The sequence below is a fragment of the Mycobacterium simulans genome, assembly GCF_900232995.1.
GTDB lineage: Bacteria > Actinomycetota > Actinomycetes > Mycobacteriales > Mycobacteriaceae > Mycobacterium > Mycobacterium simulans.
In genome coordinates this window covers 289,015-305,373 of sequence record NZ_OCVX01000004.1, presented here as the reverse complement: position 1 = coordinate 305,373, position 16,359 = coordinate 289,015, and the positions used below count along the sequence as shown (strand labels likewise).

Annotated in this window: 7 protein-coding genes, 1 tRNA gene and 2 pseudogenes; 4 read left to right on the top strand and 6 right to left on the bottom strand. The window is 63.0% G+C overall.

The window, feature by feature from the left end; translation table 11 throughout:
* Window positions 1-18: 18 nt before the first annotated feature.
* The 4 genes and pseudogenes from MSIMFI_RS17510 to MSIMFI_RS17495 form a co-directional block, all read right to left on the bottom strand.
* A pseudogene (locus MSIMFI_RS17510) lies at window positions 19-762 on the bottom strand (phosphoribosyltransferase); the annotation flags it as partial.
* 158 nt (window positions 763-920) lie between these two features.
* Complete coding sequence (locus tag MSIMFI_RS17505; RefSeq protein WP_191498410.1) at window positions 921-1,355, bottom strand: type II toxin-antitoxin system VapC family toxin; 435 nt, start codon at window positions 1,353-1,355, stop codon at window positions 921-923.
* A gap of 3 nt (window positions 1,356-1,358) precedes the next feature.
* A pseudogene (locus MSIMFI_RS17500) lies at window positions 1,359-1,670 on the bottom strand (type II toxin-antitoxin system Phd/YefM family antitoxin); the annotation flags it as partial.
* A 219-nt stretch (window positions 1,671-1,889) separates the two neighbouring features.
* On the bottom strand, window positions 1,890-2,354 hold the full coding sequence (locus tag MSIMFI_RS17495) for a hypothetical protein (protein WP_191498409.1): 465 nt from the start codon (window positions 2,352-2,354) through the stop codon (window positions 1,890-1,892).
* Between the two features lie 37 nt (window positions 2,355-2,391).
* Between MSIMFI_RS17495 and MSIMFI_RS17490 the strand changes: the two genes are divergently transcribed.
* Window positions 2,392-3,015, top strand: coding sequence for a hypothetical protein (locus MSIMFI_RS17490; RefSeq protein ID WP_191498408.1), 624 nt, complete (start codon window positions 2,392-2,394; stop codon window positions 3,013-3,015).
* 170 nt (window positions 3,016-3,185) lie between these two features.
* Here the strand turns inward: MSIMFI_RS17490 and MSIMFI_RS17485 are convergent.
* Window positions 3,186-3,271, bottom strand: a tRNA-Leu gene (locus MSIMFI_RS17485).
* Between the two features lie 128 nt (window positions 3,272-3,399).
* On the opposite strand from MSIMFI_RS17485, the gene MSIMFI_RS17480 reads away from it, so the two are divergent.
* Window positions 3,400-4,755, top strand: a complete 1,356-nt coding sequence (locus tag MSIMFI_RS17480) for a M20/M25/M40 family metallo-hydrolase (RefSeq protein WP_191498407.1) — start codon at window positions 3,400-3,402, stop codon at window positions 4,753-4,755.
* A 41-nt stretch (window positions 4,756-4,796) separates the two neighbouring features.
* A complete protein-coding gene (locus tag MSIMFI_RS17475) occupies window positions 4,797-5,324 on the top strand; it encodes a YbhB/YbcL family Raf kinase inhibitor-like protein (RefSeq protein WP_191498406.1) in 528 nt (175 codons plus the stop codon).
* 67 nt (window positions 5,325-5,391) lie between these two features.
* Here the strand turns inward: MSIMFI_RS17475 and MSIMFI_RS17470 are convergent, their stop codons facing one another.
* Window positions 5,392-15,351, bottom strand: coding sequence for a PPE domain-containing protein (locus MSIMFI_RS17470; protein ID WP_191498405.1), 9,960 nt, complete (start codon window positions 15,349-15,351; stop codon window positions 5,392-5,394).
* A gap of 438 nt (window positions 15,352-15,789) precedes the next feature.
* Here MSIMFI_RS17470 and MSIMFI_RS30065 point away from each other — a divergent pair.
* Window positions 15,790-16,359 (top strand): PE family protein (locus MSIMFI_RS30065; protein WP_191498586.1); only part of this gene is annotated, 570 nt, incomplete at its 3' end.

The following is a 16,359-nucleotide window of genomic DNA, read 5'->3' as shown; positions in this document are numbered from 1 at the left end:
CGTTGCTTAGCCCGCCCGCTAGCTGCCCCTGAGCGCGCTGTCGGTGGTCGGCGTGGCGAGCAGCTCGCGGACCTCGTCGTCTGTGACCTGATGAAAGTCGGCGTAGACCTGTCCGACGGCCTCAAACGCGGGCGGCATGGTGGCGCATATCACCTCGTCGGCTTCCCTGGAGAGCTCCGTGCAGGCCGTGACCGGGCCGACGGGTACCGCGACAACGATCGCTTGTGGGCCGGACGCGCGCACGGCCCGCACCGCCGCCAGCATGCTCGCGCCGGTGGCAATGCCGTCGTCGACCAAGATCACGATCTTGCCGCGCGGGTCGGCAACTGGGCGTCCGCGTCGATAGGCCTGCTCGCGCCGCTCGAGCTCTGCCGTCTCGCTGTCGATCACCTTGCGGATCTGCTCCTGGGTGACGTGCAGGCTGGAAACCACGTCGTCGTTCATCACCACGCGACCGCCGCTGGCCAACGCGCCCATCGCGAGTTCGGGCCAGTGCGGCACACCGAGCTTGCGCACCAGGAACACGTCCAGGTGGGCGTGCAACGCCGCGGCGACTTCCCAACCGACGGGAACGCCACCGCGAGCAAGCCCGAGTACGAGCAAACCGTCCTTGCCGCGGTAGGACGAGAGCTCCTCGGCCAGCACGCGGCCAGCCTCATGGCGGTCGCGGAAGTTTCGTGTCGGCGTCCGTCGAAGGAAGCCGCCCGGTGGATTCATCGCCCTCGGTGGTGGTCGTGAATGTTGACATAACCAGCCTACGACCGACGTCCAGCTTCGCGCCGACTTTGCGAAGTCCCGTGAACGCTCCCGGGTGTCCGAGGGGGGACTTGGCCATCTGCGACACGGGTTGAGACCTGGCGGATCGGTACCTGATCGTCGTCCGTGCCGGGTTTGACTCACTCTAATGTCGGGCGGTCGGGCTAGGGGTCGAGTTGGGCGGGGGCGACTCGGCACCCGGCGGCTTGGGCTCCGGCGTGCAGGCGTCGGTCCCAAACGGCGACGATCAGGCCGGGGTCGCCGACTGCCAACGCGCTGGCCAGATGGACAGCGTCGGCTCCGCGTAAGGCATGGTCTCGGGCGAGGTGGCCGGCGTGCTGTTCAACCGTCGCGGTGAGTTCGACTGGGCGGGTGGCGGCCCAGAAGCCCTCCCAGTCCCGCTCGGCGTCGGCGAACTCGGATTCGGTTAGGTCGTGATTGCGGGCTGCTGCGGCGAGTGCGGCGCGGACTTCGGGATAGGCCAGGCGGCTGGACAATGCGGCGTCGCAGCCGTCCCATAGAGCCGACGCCAGCGAGCTCCCTGTCTCGGTGGTGAGAAGTTTGACGAAGGCGCTGGCGTCGAAGTAGACGAGCGGCACCGGTCAGCGCCGCTGGTCGCTGACGCGGTCAGACACCGGCCGCCGCGGTCGGGGTCCTGACCGTCCCGCAGCGACGGGCCGCTGCGCGGTGGCCTTGCCAATTACGCCTTCGGCCGTGAGACGCTCCAACGTGCCTGCGCTGTCCAGCGCAGTGAGTCGCGCGACGGGAATCCCGCGGTCGGTGATGACGACCTCACCACCAGCCCGAGCTCGATCGAGCCAATCGCTGAGGTGCGCGCGCAACTCGGTCACGGACACATCCACACCGTGAACTGTACACTCACTGAACCGTGATTTGTACATGTCGCATTGACTCATCGAAAATGCGTGCGTAGGGGGCGCGCCTACCTGGCTGCTGATGTATCGCTGGTTAGGTTCGGACGATGGGACTGACGATGGGTCAACGCAGGGCCGTGACGAAGGCGATCGCGAGCCGTTACGCGCGGGCGGCTAAGGCTGACGGCCGCGTGTAGTACGGCGACCGCCGCGAGTTCATTCCAAATCGGGCAGATCTGCCATGTTCTGGGGGTTGTTTCACAGGCGTTGCATCGCTGCCAGCTCTTCGGGGTCGAGAGGTATCTCTCCGAACATGGCGTAAAGTGTTGTGTCCCAGGGGCGTACGTGGCCATGGCGTGGCGTCAGCATCACAGCGACGGTTGTCGAAAGGCGACGCCTGTCGGGTTCGAGCGCCGTGATCCATTCGGTATGACGTAGCAGGACCCACTGTCTGAAGGCTTCCTTGTGCAGATCCGTGAATTGGTTGCACACGGCGTATCCCAGATGCAGGTCGGCGTTGCCCAATAGATTACGTCGGAAATCCCAGCGGGCTGTGCCTATCTCCACATGCGGCGCCCTGCTCATGTGCGTCAACAGTCGGCGCCCCATGACCGCGCGCTCGGCGACCGGGAGTTTGTCGAGGAGGTGGACAACGTTGACGCGGTCGGATTCCTCGCGATCCCACGGGCTGAGCGCAATGTCTTCAAGCATCTGGCGGTGCATTCGTGCACCGTATTCGTCCGCGGCACTGGCCGGTTCAATGGGCAAGACCGGATCCGACGTTCGAAGTGCAGGGTCACCGAGGGAGGCGGGGATTCGTGATCCTGACATTTTCACCGTCATATCAACCGTCTTTGGCCTGGTCATGACCGCTTTCGGTATCTGCAGGACCATTCGCGCCAACCGCAATGCGAAGAGCGCGCATTTCGACGAAGGCCAGGCAGCTCTGCGTATGGAACTGCGAGCGCGGCTCAACTCGCAGTTCCGTTTAGTGCGAGCAGTCGACGACGTGAATCGAGGCCTCCTTCCCGGAAGCCCCGTTGAGGCAGATCTAGACGAACTACGGACGTATCTGAACGCGAAGAAGCACCGGTTCATGGTGCCGACGCGTGAGCAGATCGAGGTGGTCATTAAGTCCATCGGTGGCGCCCTGGCCGCGCTCGCAGTAGCGCACTGCCCTCCAAGGAACGACGCCGCCTTCATCCCGCACGTGGATGAGATCAAGTGCAACGTGCTGATGCCGTGGCTGGAGAAAGCGCGCGCAGATATCAACGTGCTGCTGGACGGCCTGGCAGCGATCGAGCGGCACCCGATGTCGGTGCGCCGACAGATCAAGCTGTTCGCGGCACTGAACCTAGAAAGCCAGACGCCGATTGAGGTGTAAGCACTCCAGCTGGGCTGCCAGGTGTAAACGCCCCCGGCAGCCCAACGGCGGGCGTACTGCCGTAGGACAGATCTAGGACATCAACGCGATGCCAATCGACGTCAGCAATACAGAAACCCCGCCCTAGCCGAGTTCGATGCGGGTTTTACATCTGTGTAGCTAAGAAATTGTGTCCGAGGGGGGACTTGAACCCCCACGCCCATTAGTAGGGCACTAGCACCTCAAGCTAGCGCGTCTGCCATTCCGCCACTCGGACCGGACCAACTACATGAGTTGGCAGCTAAGGCTATCGGATTGCCTCGCGCTGGACCCAACTGGGCTCGGCGACGACGTGGCCGGGCAAGAACGGCCGCGGCGGTGTCGGTAGTGGTAGGAAAGGTGACTGTGAGTCTAGAGAGCGGAGCGACCGAGACCTCGATCGGCCCAAGCGATGACGTGGTCGAGGTCGTCAGCAGGTTGATCCGGTTCGATACTTCCAACACCGGCGCACCCGAGACCACCAAGGGAGAGGCCGAGTGTGCACAGTGGATCGCCGACCAGCTCGCGGAGGTCGGCTACCAAACCGAATACCTCGAGTCTGGGGCGCCCGGCCGGGGGAATGTGTTCGCTCGCCTCGCGGGCGCGAACAGCTCCCGTGGCGCTCTGCTGATCCACGGCCATCTCGACGTGGTGCCGGCCGAAGCCGCCGACTGGAGCGTGCACCCGTTTTCCGGCGCGATCGAAGACGGGTATGTCTGGGGCCGCGGGGCGGTCGACATGAAGGACATGGTGGGCATGATGATCGTGATTGCCCGCCACTTCCGGCGGGCCGGCATCGTTCCGCCACGCGATCTGGTGTTCGCATTCGTTGCCGACGAGGAGCACGGTGGCACCTACGGTTCCCAGTGGCTAGTGGACAACCGGCCCGATCTGTTCGAAGGCATCACGGAAGCGATCGGTGAGGTCGGCGGCTTTTCCCTCACAGTGCCGCGCCACGACGGCGGTGAACGGCGTCTATACCTGATCGAGACGGCCGAAAAGGGCATCAATTGGATGCGACTGACCGCGCGGGGCCGGGCGGGGCACGGTTCGATGGTGCACGACCAAAACGCGGTCACCGCCGTCGCTGAGGCGGTTGCCCGGCTCGGCCGCCACCAGTTTCCGCTGGTGCGGACCGACAGCGTCACCCAGTTCCTGGCTGCCGTCAGTGAAGAGACCGGCCTCACGTTCGACATCGACTCGCCCGACTTAGACGGCACGATCGACAAGCTTGGCCCGATGGCTCGCATGTTGAAGGCCGTGCTGCGCGACACCGCCAACCCGACGATGCTCAAGGCCGGATACAAGGCCAACGTGGTACCCGCGACGGCGGAAGCGGTGGTGGACTGCCGCATCCTGCCCGGTCGGAAGGCGGCGTTCGAGGCCGAGATCGATGCGTTGATCGGCCCCGACGTGACCCGGGAGTGGATCAGGGATCTGCCGTCATATGAGACCAGCTTCGACGGCCATCTGGTCGATGCGATGAACGCCGCTGTGCTGGCCGTGGATCCCGACGGCCGGACGGTGCCTTACATGCTTTCCGGCGGGACTGATGCAAAAGCGTTCGCGCGCTTGGGTATTCGCTGCTTCGGTTTCAGTCCACTGCGGTTGCCGCCGGACTTGGATTTCTCGTCACTGTTCCATGGCGTCGATGAGCGGGTACCCATCGATGCGTTGCGGTTCGGCACTGACGTGCTGGCACACTTCTTAACGCACTGCTAGTCGGAAGCCGATGACACGCTGATCACAGGAGAGGACTGTCCATGACTTTGCCCAACCCGTATGACGCACTGCCCAAGCTGCCCACTTTTACCTTGACCTCGGGGTCGATCACCGACGGGCAGCCGCTGGCCAAACCCCAAGTCAGCGGAATCATGGGCGCCGGCGGCGAAGATGCCAGCCCGCAGTTGAGCTGGTCGGGATTTCCGGAGGAGACCCGTAGCTTCGCAGTTACCGTCTATGACCCCGACGCGCCCACATTGTCCGGGTTCTGGCACTGGGCGGTGGCCAACCTGCCCGCCGACGTGACTGAGTTGCCCGCGGGCGCGGGCGACGGCGGCGAGCTACCGGGAAAGGCGCTGACGTTGGTCAACGACGCTGGGATGCGCCGCTACATCGGTGCCGCGCCGCCTCCCGGCCACGGCGTACACCGCTACTACGTCGCCGTGCACGCGGTCAAGGTCGACAAGCTCGATCTCAATGAGGACGCCAGCCCCGCATTTCTGGGATTCAACCTGTTCCAGCACGCGGTCGCCCGGGCGGTCATCCACGGCACCTACGAGCAAACTTAACCGCGGCCCAGACGCGCTCACCGGTGGTAGCGCCCGGCAGCCCGGACGTCGGATGCGACTTCACGAATCAGGGCAAGAAGACGTTGTTGAAGAAGCCCGAGAGGTTGGTGCCGACATTTCCGACGCCTGAGTCAAAGGCGGCCTCGGTGAGGTCCAGCGTGCTCGTGTTGAAAAACCCCGAAATGGTGTTGCCCAAGTTCGCGAAGCCCGATTCCAGCGCGCCGTAGTTTAGGTAGCCCGAATTGCCTGCGCCGCCACTGTTGCCGATGCCCGAATTGTAGGCGAAGTCGTTTGCCAGACCCGACACGGGACCATCCGAGGAGTTGAAGAAACCTGATCCTGTGCCACTGCCGGAGTTGAAGAAGCCCGACGAGGGGTCGGTGGTCGAATTGAAGAATCCCGGGTTCTGCTGGTAACCGAAGCCGAACGTGTAGGGGCCCGAGGTCCCGCTGCCGGAGTAATCGACTATTTGGCCAATGACGGTGTCCACGGCAATTGCGGATTGGAGAACGAATGCGTCGATCGTCCAGCCGCCGATGCTGCCGTCGTACACGGTCGTCGTGATGGTCCAGCAAATTGACGTCCCGGGGATGCAGATCTTTTGTTGCAACTGGACCTTGATGGGTATGTCCGAGATGTGGAAAGTTTCCATGGTGATTTCGTTGACGGAGGCCGTGACTGGAATCTCAATGGCCGCATTCACGTCGTAGTACCAAGGGATTTCGGGAATAGTCGACGAGTACGAGATGGAAATCAGGCCCTGGTAATCGCCTCGCCAAAACAAGCCGTTGCTGTAGTTGCCCGAAATGAAAGCGCCGGTGTTGACATTGCCCGAGTTGGCAACGCCGGTGTTGGAGTTGCCGGTGTTGAGCAAACCTGTGTTGAAGTCGCCCGGGTTGAACCAGCCGGTGTTGTAGTTGCCCGGGTTGAAGCTACCGGTGTTGCTGGCACCCGCATTGTAGTTGCCGGTGTTGTAGCCGCCCGTGTTGGCGATGCCGGTGTTGGTGATGCCGGCGTTGAAGAAACCGGTGTTGGCGCTGCCCGCATTGCCGATGCCGGTGTTGTAGCTGCCGGAGTTGCCGATGCCCCAGTTTCCGGTCCCGGAGTTGCCGATGCCGATATTGTTGGTGCCCGAATTGAACAGCCCGATGTTGCCGGTGCCCGAGTTCAGGGCGCCGAAGCCGCTTAGGCCGTCGCCGCTGAGCCCGATGCCGATGTTGCCGTTGCCGGTGTTGCCGAAGCCGATATTGCCGTCGCCGGTGTTGCCGAAGCCGATGTTGTTGCTGCCGGCGTTGGCGAACCCGAAGTTGTCGCTTCCAGTGTTGGCGAAGCCGATGTTGACGCTGCCGATGTTTCCGCTACCGACGTTGAGGTCGCCCAGGTTGCCGCCGCCCAGGTTGTGGGCGCCGATGTTTCCATTGCCCAGGTTGTGGGCGCCAATGTTTCCATTGCCCAGGTTGTGGTCGCCGATGTTTGCGAAGCCGACGTTGAGTTGACCCTCGTTTGCAAGGCCCACGTTGAAGATCGTCCCGGTTGCGCTGTCGCGGAGCACGCCGGCGAGATTGGTGCCGACGTTGGCCAAGCCGGAGACATTGGCCGCCGATGTGAGGTCCTGGGTGCTCGTGTTGTAGAGGCCCGAGACGGTATTGCCAAAATTGGCGAACCCCGATTGCAACGACCCGTAGTTTTGCACGCCCGAGTTGCCGGCGAGTCCGGTCGAGGAGTTGAAAATGCCGGAATTGCTCGCGCCGAAGTTCCCGAAGCCAGATGCGCTGCCACTGCCGGAGTTGAAGAATCCCGACGACGGGCTGCTGGTCGAGTTTCCGTATCCCGGAGCCGCCGGCATGTCGATGAGTGGGATGGTGATGGGGCCGAAACCGCTTGTGCCGCTTATGCCTATCACCGTTGAGCCGTCCGGGTTGCCGATGTTGACCGCGACCGTGGGTTGCTCGCCGAAGGAAATGACGAGCGGGTCGCCGCTCTGGGCGCCGTAGACGCTGAACGGGCCGATGTAGCCGACGACTTTACCGCCGATGCCGTCGTCCAACCCGCTGAAGGTGACCTTAGGAATGGTGAAGGCGTCAATGTAGACGTCGGTCATGCTGACACTGATCGGGATGTTGATGGGGATTTGGATGTCGAAGGATGCGGGGATTTCCGGAACGGTGATCGCGTAATACGCGCCGATCTGGCCGTGGTTGTCGCCTCGCCACAAGAGGCCGTTGTTCATGTCGCCGGTGTTGAAAGCGCCGGTGTTGATGTTGCCGGTGTTGGCCAGGCCCGTGTTGTAGTCACCGGTGTTGAACCAGCCGGTGTTGGTGGCTCCGGGGTTGAAGCCGCCGGTGTTGATGGCGCCGGTGTTGTAATTGCCGGTGTTGTAGCTGCCCACGTTGGCGACGCCGGTGTTGGCGATGCCGGTGTTGAAGAAACCGGTGTTGGCGCGGCCGGGGTTGGCGATGCCGGTGTTGTAGCTGCCGGAGTTGCCGATGCCCCAGTTGCCGGTGCCGGAGTTGCCGATGCCGATGTTGTTGGTGCCGGAGTTGAACAGGCCGATGTTGCCGGTGCCCGAGTTCAGGGCGCCGAAGCCGAACTGGCCGTCACCGCTGAGCCCGATGCCGATGTTGCCGTTGCCGGTGTTGCCGAAGCCGATGTTGCCGTCTCCGGTGTTGCCGAACCCGAGGTTGTCGCTGCCGATGTTGCCGAAGCCGAGATTGTCGCTGCCGATGTTGGCGAACCCGACGTTGGCGCTGCCGACGTTGCCGCTGCCGAGGTTGTGGTCGCCGAGGTTTCCGCTACCGAGGTTGAGATCGCCGAGGTTGCCACTACCCAGGTTGACGGAGCCGACGTTTCCGAAGCCCACGTTGAGCTGGCCCGCATTTGCCAAGCCCACGTTGACAACCCGCCCGGCCGCGACGCTGCTGTTGTGGAACGCGCCGCTTAGGTCGGAGCCGACGTTTGCCAAGCCGGAAAGATTGGCAGCTGTGGCGAGGTCCTGGGTGCTGGTGTTGTAGATGCCCGAAATGGTGTTGCCCACATTGGCGATGCCCGACTCCAGCGAGCCCACGTTTCGGTAGCCCGAGACGCCGGTGTTGCCCAGCGAGACGTTGCGGAAGCCCGAGTTGTTGGCGCCGGCATTGCCGAAGCCCGACGCGCTGCCGGTGCCGGAGTTGAAGAAGCCCGACGACGGGGTGCTGGTCGTGTTCCCGTAGCCCGGAGCCGCCGGTATATCAATGAACGTGATGTCGACGGGGCCGAAGCTGCTGGAGATGGTGATCGGTATCGATGTATCTGGTCCGCCGATGAGGGCATCAACCGTGGGCAAGATGCCGGTGAGGGCCGGGACGGAAATGGTGGCGAAGGTGATGCTCAGATACGACGAACCGAGGACGCTGACGGTGATCGGTTGAATCTCGAAGGGGCCGACGACGATGTTCGTGGCATCGACAGTGATGGGGATATTGATGGGGATCGCCAGATCCAAGTCTAGGACCGAGAATTCGGGAATATAGATTCCGGCGTGGAAACCATGCAGACCCTGGTAGTCGTCCCTCCAGAAGAAGCCGTTGCTGTAGCTGCCCGCATTGAAAGCCCCGGTGTTGACATTGCCGGTGTTTGCCAGGCCCGTGTTGTAGTTACCGACGTTGAGTAAGCCCGTGTTGTAGTCGCCGGTGTTGAAGCTGCCGGTGTTGGTGCTGCCCCTATTTGCCGAGCCCGTGTTGTAGCTGCCCGGGTTGGCGAAGCCGGTGTTCGCGCTGCCGGTGTCGTAGCCGCCCGTGTTGTAGTTGCCTGCATTGGCGAGGCCGGTGTTGCCGGTACCCGGATTCCAGAGTCCCGTGTTGTGGCTGCCGGCGTTCTCGATGCCGGTGCTTGCGAGGCCCGCGTTGGCGACACCCCAGTTGCCGGTGCCCGAGTTTCCGATGCCGATGTTGCCGGTGCCCGAATTAAAGAAGCCAATGTTGCCGCTGCCGGAGTTGAACAGGCCGATGTTGCCGGTGCCGGAATTCAGTGCGCCGAAACCGATTTGGCCGTCGCCGCTGAGTCCGATGCCGATGTTGTTGCTGCCGGAGTTCGCAAAGCCGATGTTGTTGTCGCCGGTGTTCGCGAAACCCGCATTGGCGTTTCCCGCGTTCCCGAACCCGTGGTTGTAGTCGCCGAAGTTTGCCGGGCCGATGTTGTAGTCGCCCAGGTTTCCGGATCCGACGTTGTGTGCGCCGTGGCTTCCGAAGCCGACATTGAAGCTGCCGATGTTTGCGCCGCCGAGGTTGTGGCCGCCGACGTTTCCGCTGCCGACGTTGTAGTCGCCGACGTTCCCGCTGCCCAGGTTGAAGCTGCCGATGTTCGCCACACCCGCGTTGGACACCGCGAAGTTTCCGAAGAAACCCGCGAGGTCGGTGCCCCTGTTTGCGAAGCCGGAGACGTCGGCCGGCGTCGCGAGATCCAGGGTGCTGATGTTGAAGAATCCCGACATGGTGTTGCCGTAGTTCGCCATGCCCGATACCAGGTCGCCGACGTTCTTGTAACCCGAGATTCCTGAACTGCTGGAGGCCACGTTGAAGAACCCTGAGTTGTTGGCGCCGACATTGCCGAGGCCCGAGGCGCTTCCGGTGCCCGAGTTGAAGAAGCCCGACGACGGGACGCTGGTCGTGTTCCCGTAGCCCGGCTCCGCCGGAACGTCGATGACCGGGATGGGGATGGGGCCGATGCCGCCGGTGCCATCGATCGTTATCGCGGTGGTTGGCCCGCCGATGGTGACAGTGATGGTGGGAAGGGCGATCGCGATATCCCCGAACGTGATGGGCCCGACGCTGATTGCTTGGGTAGTTCCGGTATCCAGGACGGTGATGTCGGCGGTGTATTTAGGAATGGTGAAGCCCTGAATGGTCAGGGTGCCGAGTGTCGCGGTGATCGGGATGTTGATCGGGATGGTCACGGAGAGGTTTACCGGAATGGCGGTATCAGGGATATCGATCGTGTAGTTGTAGTCCATCAGGCGTTGGTAGTCGCCCTGCCATAAGACGCCGTTGTTATAGCTGCCGGAATTAACGAAACCGGTGTTCACGTCTCCCGTGTTTGCGAACCCCGTGTTGTAGTTGCCCGTATTCGAGTAGCCCGTGTTGTAGGAGCCCGGGTTGAAGCCGGCGGTGTTGAAGCTGCCGGTGTTGAAGCTGCCAGAGTTGTAGGCGCCCGCGTTGCCGATGCCTGTGTTTCCGGTGCCGGAGTCGATGAAGCCCGTATTGACGTGGCCGGAGTTCAAGACGCCGGTGTTGGTGTTGCCGCTATTGCCGAGGCCCCAGTTTCCGGTGCCCGAGTTGCCGATGCCGACATTGCCGGTGCCGGAGTTGAACAAGCCGACGTTGCCGGTGCCGGAGTTGAACAAGCCGGTGTTGCCAGCGCCGGAATTCAGCGCACCGAAACCGATTTCGCCGTCGCCGGTGAGGCCTATGCCGATGTTGTTGCTGCCGGTGTTGGCAAAGCCGACGTTGAAGTCGCCGGTGTTCGCGAAGCCGGCATTGGCGTTGCCGGCGTTCCCGAAACCGTGGTTGTAGTCGCCGAGATTTGCCGGGCCGATGTTGTGGTCGCCCAGGTTTCCGGAACCGAGATTGTGGACGCCGTGGTTGCCGAAGCCCACATTGAAGCTGCCGATGTTCGCGCCGCCCACGTTGTGATCGCCGAGGTTGCCGCTGCCGACGTTGAAGTCACCGACGTTTCCGGAGCCGAAATTGTGCGACCCGATGTTTGCGAAGCCGACATTTAAGGCGCCGTCGTTTGCGAGGCCTAGGTTAAAGGCCGTCATCCCCGCCGCGTTGTTGCGGTAGAGCCCCGCGAGGTTGGCCCCGATGTTCCCTACACCTGAGACATTGGCCGGTGTCGCGAGGTCCACCGTGCTCGTGTTGAGGAATCCCGACATGGTGTTGCCGAGGTTCGCCGCGCCCGATACCAGGTCGCCGACGTTCTTGTAGCCCGAGATCCCGGAGCTGCCGGAGGCCAAGTTCAACAAGCCCGAGTTGTTGGCGCCGACGTTGCCGAGGCCGGAGGCGCTGCCGGTGCCGGAGTTGAAGAACCCCGACGACGGGCTGGTTGTCGAGTTTCGGAATCCTGGGGCGCCGCCGATGTCGATGATCGTCCAGTCGGCGGGGCCAAGGCTGGCGTAGACCGGGATGACGATCGCGGTGGAACCGTCGGGATTTCCAATTTGGATTGCCGGCGTGGGGCCGGTGGCATAGATGGGCGGAATGGTAAGCGAGTTGATGGTGCCTTCGAGGATGGGGATGGGACCGAGCGTGGCGGTGGTTCCGAACGGGATGTCGTCAATCGTTAGCCCGTTGTAGACGGTAGTGGTGAAGCTGGCGTTGATGGGGATATTGATCGGGATGGTGGCAACCAGGTCCAACGCGATCTCCGGCATAGAGATCGTGTAATTGAAGCCGATCAGGCCCTGGCTGTCGCCCCTCCACAACAGGCCGTTGCCCATGTTGCCGGTGTTGAGAGCGCCGGTATCGATGTTGCCCGAGTTGGCCAGGCCGGTGTTGTAGTTGCCGGTGTTGAGTAGGCCGCTGTTGTAATTGCCGGGGTTGAAGCTTCCGGTGTTGGTGGCGCCCGTGTTGTAGTTGCCGGTGTTGTAGCTGCCCACGTTCGCGATGCCCGTGTTGGTGGTGCCGGTGTTGAAGAACCCGGTGTTGGTGCGGCCCGGGTTGAAGCTGCCGGTGTTGTAGCTGCCGGAGTTGCCGATGCCCCAGTTGCCGGTGCCGGAGTTTCCGATACCGATGTTGCCGGTGCCGGAGTTGAACAGGCCGATGTTGCCGCTGCCGGAGTTCAGGGCACCGAAGCCGAACTGCCCGTCGCCGCTGAGCCCGATGCCGATGTTGCCGTTGCCGGTGTTGCCGAAGCCGATGTTGTTGTCGCCGGCATTGCCCAAGCCATTGTTGTCGCTGCCGGTGTTGCCGAATCCGAGGTTGGCGTTGCCGGTGTTGCCGCTGCCGAAGTTGTGGGCGCCGATGTTGCCGCTGCCGAAGTTGTGGTCGCCGACGTTGCCGCTGCCGATGTTGAAGTCGCCCAGGTTGCCGCTGCCCAGGTTGTACGCGCCGACGTTTCCCAAGCCCACGTTGAAGACCATCCCGGTTGCGCTGTCGCGAAGAGCGCCCGCCAAGTTGGCGCCGACGTTTACGAAGCCGGAGACATTGGCAGCTGTGGCGAGGTCCTGGGTGCTGGTGTTGTAGAAGCCCGAGATGGTGTTGCCCAGGTTGGCCACGCCCGACTCCAGGGAGCCGACGTTTCGGTAGCCCGAGACGCCTGCGCTGCCCGTCGACACGTTGCGGAAGCCCGAATTGTTGGCGCCGACGTTGCCGAAGCCCGATGCGCCGCCGGTGCCGGAGTTGAAGAAGCCTGACGACGGGTTGGTTGTCGAGTTCCCGAATCCCGGCGCCGCCGGTATGTCGATGATCTGGATCGTCCCGCCCTGCAAGGCGCCGACGATGGTGGCGTCTATGGACGTAGTTGGCCCACCGATGTCGATTGTCACGGTGGGAGCGGTGAGCGTGGATGACGAGATGTTGACCGGGCCTAAATAGAAGGCGCCGTCCAGGAAATATGTTTTCGGGTACGTATAGCCCGGAATTGTGTAGACCTGCCCGCCGACAACCAAGACTTGGTCTATGGGATTAACGGACTCGATGTCGATCGGGACGGTGGGAATATCGATCGCGACATCGACGCTGATCTGGCCTTGGTTGTCGCCGGTTACGAAAAAGCCGTTGCTGTAGTTGCCCGTGTTGAAAGCGCCGGTGTCAACGTTGCCGGGGTTGAAATGGCCGGTGTTGAAATTGCCCGGGTTGAACCCACCCGTGTTGTGTTCGCCCGCGTTGTAGCTGCCGGTGTTGGTGGCACCCGCGTTGAGGAAGCCAGTGTTGTAACTGCCGGCATTGCCGAGGCCGGTATTGGCGGTACCCGCGTTCCACGGGCCGGTGTTGTAGCTGCCCGTGCTGCCGATGCCGGTGTTGCCAATGCCCGCATTGCCGATGCCCCAGTTGCCGGTCCCCGAGTTTCCGATGCCGACGTTTCCGGTACCGGAGTTGAACAAGCCGATGTTGCCGCTGCCGGAGTTCAGCGCTCCGAACCCGACTTGGCCGTCGCCGGTGAGCCCGATGCCGACGTTGTTATTGCCGGCGTTGGCGAAGCCGATGTTGTTGTCGCCCGCGTTCCAGAAGCCTCGGTTGTGGTTGCCGACGTTGCCGCTGCCCAGGTTGTAGTCGCCAAAGTTGCCGAAGCCGAAATTATTGACGCCATGGCTTCCGAAGCCCAGATTGCCGTCGCCGATATTCCCGATGCCGATATTGGTGTTGCCGATGTTGCCGCTGCCCACGTTCGAGCTGCCGACGTTTCCTCTGCCGATGTTGGAATTGCCGACGTTTCCACTGCCGAAGTTAGAGTCGCCGATGTTCGCGTTGCCAACGTTTGCGCCGCCCTGGTTGGCGAACCCAAAGTTTATGGACGAGGGGCCGCCGAGAACACCCGACATGTTACTGCCGGTGTTTAGGGCACCTGAGATAAATGCCGGCGCCGCGGCGCTCAGCAAGCTGGTATTGAGCAAACCCGAGACGGTATTGCCCGAATTCGCGAGGCCCGATTCCAGCCCACCGGTGTTGTAGTAGCCCGACACCCCGACATTCGATGAGTTGAAGAATCCCGAATTATTGGCGCCGGAATTTGCGAGGCCCGACGCACTACCAGAACCGGTGTTGAAGAAGCCCGACGACGGGATGTCGGTCGAGTTTCCAAACCCCGGAGCCGCGAATATCAGGCTCTGATAATTTCCTCGCCATAACAGACCGTTGCTGTAGTTGCCCGAGATCAAAGCGCCGGTGTTGACGTTGCCGGTGTTTGCCACGCCGGTGTTGTAGTCGCCGCGGTTCAAAAAGCCGGTGTTGTAGCTGCCGGCGTTGAAGCTGCCGGTGTTGGTGCTGCCAGGGTTGTAGTTGCCCGTGTTGTAGCTGCCCGCGTTCGCGATGCCGGTGTTGGCGATCCCGGAGTTGAACAAGCCCGTGCTGGCCTCTCCGGAGTTGCCGAAGCCGGTGTTATAGCTGTTGCCGGAGTTGCCAATGCCCCAGTTCCCGGTGCCCGAGTTGCCGATGCCGACGTTTCCGGTGCCCGAGTTGAACAGGCCGACGTTGCCGGTGCCCGAATTCAGCCCGCCGAGGCCCCTCAGACCGGACCCCGTCAGCCCGACGCCGATATTGCCGTCGCCGGTGTTGCCGAAGCCGACATTGCCGTCGCCGGTGTTTCCGACGCCGATGTTGTTGCTGCCGGTGTTGCCCAAGCCGAAGTTGCGGACGGCCGCCGTCGCCGCCGCCATCGAGGGGTCGCTGTTGCCGAACCCGATGTTCCCGCTGCCGATGTTGCCGCTGCCGATGTTTCGGTTGCCAACGTTCCCGGAGCCGAGGTTGAAGTTGCCGATGTTTCCGTTACCGACGTTTCCGCTGCCCACGTTTGCGGCGCCCAGGTTCAAACCGGCCCTGCCGAGCAGATCGTATGGAGTCAACACCGAAGTGATCGCCGATGCCTCAGCGTGATAGTCGAACATGGCGGCCACATCCTGTGCCCACATCTGCTCATACTCAGCCTCAGCAGCGGCGATCGCCGGCGCATTTTGACCCAGCAGGTTCGAGGCCACCAGCCAAACAAACTGAGCACGGTTGGCCGCAATGACCCCGGGATGCACGGTTGCCGCCTGCGCTGCTTCGAACGCGGCTGCCGCTAACCGGGCCTGGGCGGCGGCCTGTTCGGCCTGCATTGCCGCGTCGCTCAACCACCTCGCATAGGGTTCGGCTGCACCCACCATCGCCGCCGAGGCCGGACCCTGCCACGACGAATTCGCCAGCCGCGACGTCAGTGATGTAAATGCGACAGCGGATGAACCCAGTTCGACGGCCAACCCCTGCCAAGCTGCCGCGGCCACCAGCATCGGCCCCGGCCCGGCGCCAGCAAACATCTGACCCGAGTTGTGCTCCGGCGGTATCCGCGTGAAATCCATCATGTCTCCCCAAGTCGAAGCAGATGGCCGGCGCCGCCGTGGCGGCCGGTGTGTTGGATCCCCGGGCAGTAGGCGTCGCACCCCGCGATTGCTTAGCTGCGCCAGGCAGGATCAAGCAATTCATAGTGAATTTCCGGGAGTCCGCAAGTAGCCCATTTGTGCAATCCCCACCGGGGCGGTGTTGGTAACCAAGCCGGGTCGGAATTACACGAATACGTGAAAACCGCACTGACAGAGTGACTTTCGACAACCAAGGCAAGCTCACTGCAACTCGTCCTCGCAGCCCCCGGCGGTGCCGTCCTCCCCCAATAGGGGGAGGAAATTTCATCCCATGAATCCCCCATTTGACCGAGGGCGCTACGGCCCCAATTGAAAGAAGTTTGTTGCTGGAGCACTGGCTCGGTGACGAGATGCACTCGAACAAAGGGGATCGAAGTGATGTCTTTTGTGCTGGCTAGCCCGGACGTCCTGGCGGCGGCCGCGTCTGATGTCGCGGGTATCGGTTCGGCGCTGCGTTCGGCAAATGCGGCGGCAGCGGCCCCGACCACGGCCATGTTGGCCGCGGGTGCCGATGAGGTCTCGGCAGCGGTTGCGTCGCTATTTTCCAGGCATGGCCAGGTCTATCAGAGCGTGAGCGCTCAGCTGACGGCGTTTCACGACCAGTTTGTCCAGGCCCTCAATTCGAGCTCGGATGCGTACGCGACGGCTGAGGCTACTAACGCATCGCCGCTACAACAAGTACTCAACGTGATCAATGCACCCACGGAAGCGCTGGTGGGGCGCCCGTTGGTCGGCAACGGCGCAGACGGGGCGCCGGGCTCCGGGGCAAACGGCGGGGCCGGCGGGATCTTGTTGGGCAACGGCGGGGCCGGGGGGTCGGGCGCCGCCCGGCCGAACGGCGGGGGCGGCGGGGGCGCCGGGGTTCTAAGGGAAGGGGGGGGGGGGGGGGGCGGGGGGGGTGGGGGGGCGCGGGGGGGCCGCGGGGGGGGGTGGGGTGGTGGTGGGGCC

Bases quoted from the DNA above. Each gene is read 5' to 3' on its own strand.
- MSIMFI_RS17475 (WP_191498406.1), top strand. From the start codon at position 4,797: ATGACTTTGCCCAACCCGTATGACGCACTGCCCAAGCTGCCCACTTTT.
- MSIMFI_RS17490 (WP_191498408.1), top strand. From the start codon at position 2,392: ATGGGCAAGACCGGATCCGACGTTCGAAGTGCAGGGTCACCGAGGGAG.
- MSIMFI_RS17470 (WP_191498405.1), bottom strand. From the start codon at position 15,351: ATGGATTTCACGCGGATACCGCCGGAGCACAACTCGGGTCAGATGTTT.
- MSIMFI_RS17495 (WP_191498409.1), bottom strand. From the start codon at position 2,354: ATGCACCGCCAGATGCTTGAAGACATTGCGCTCAGCCCGTGGGATCGC.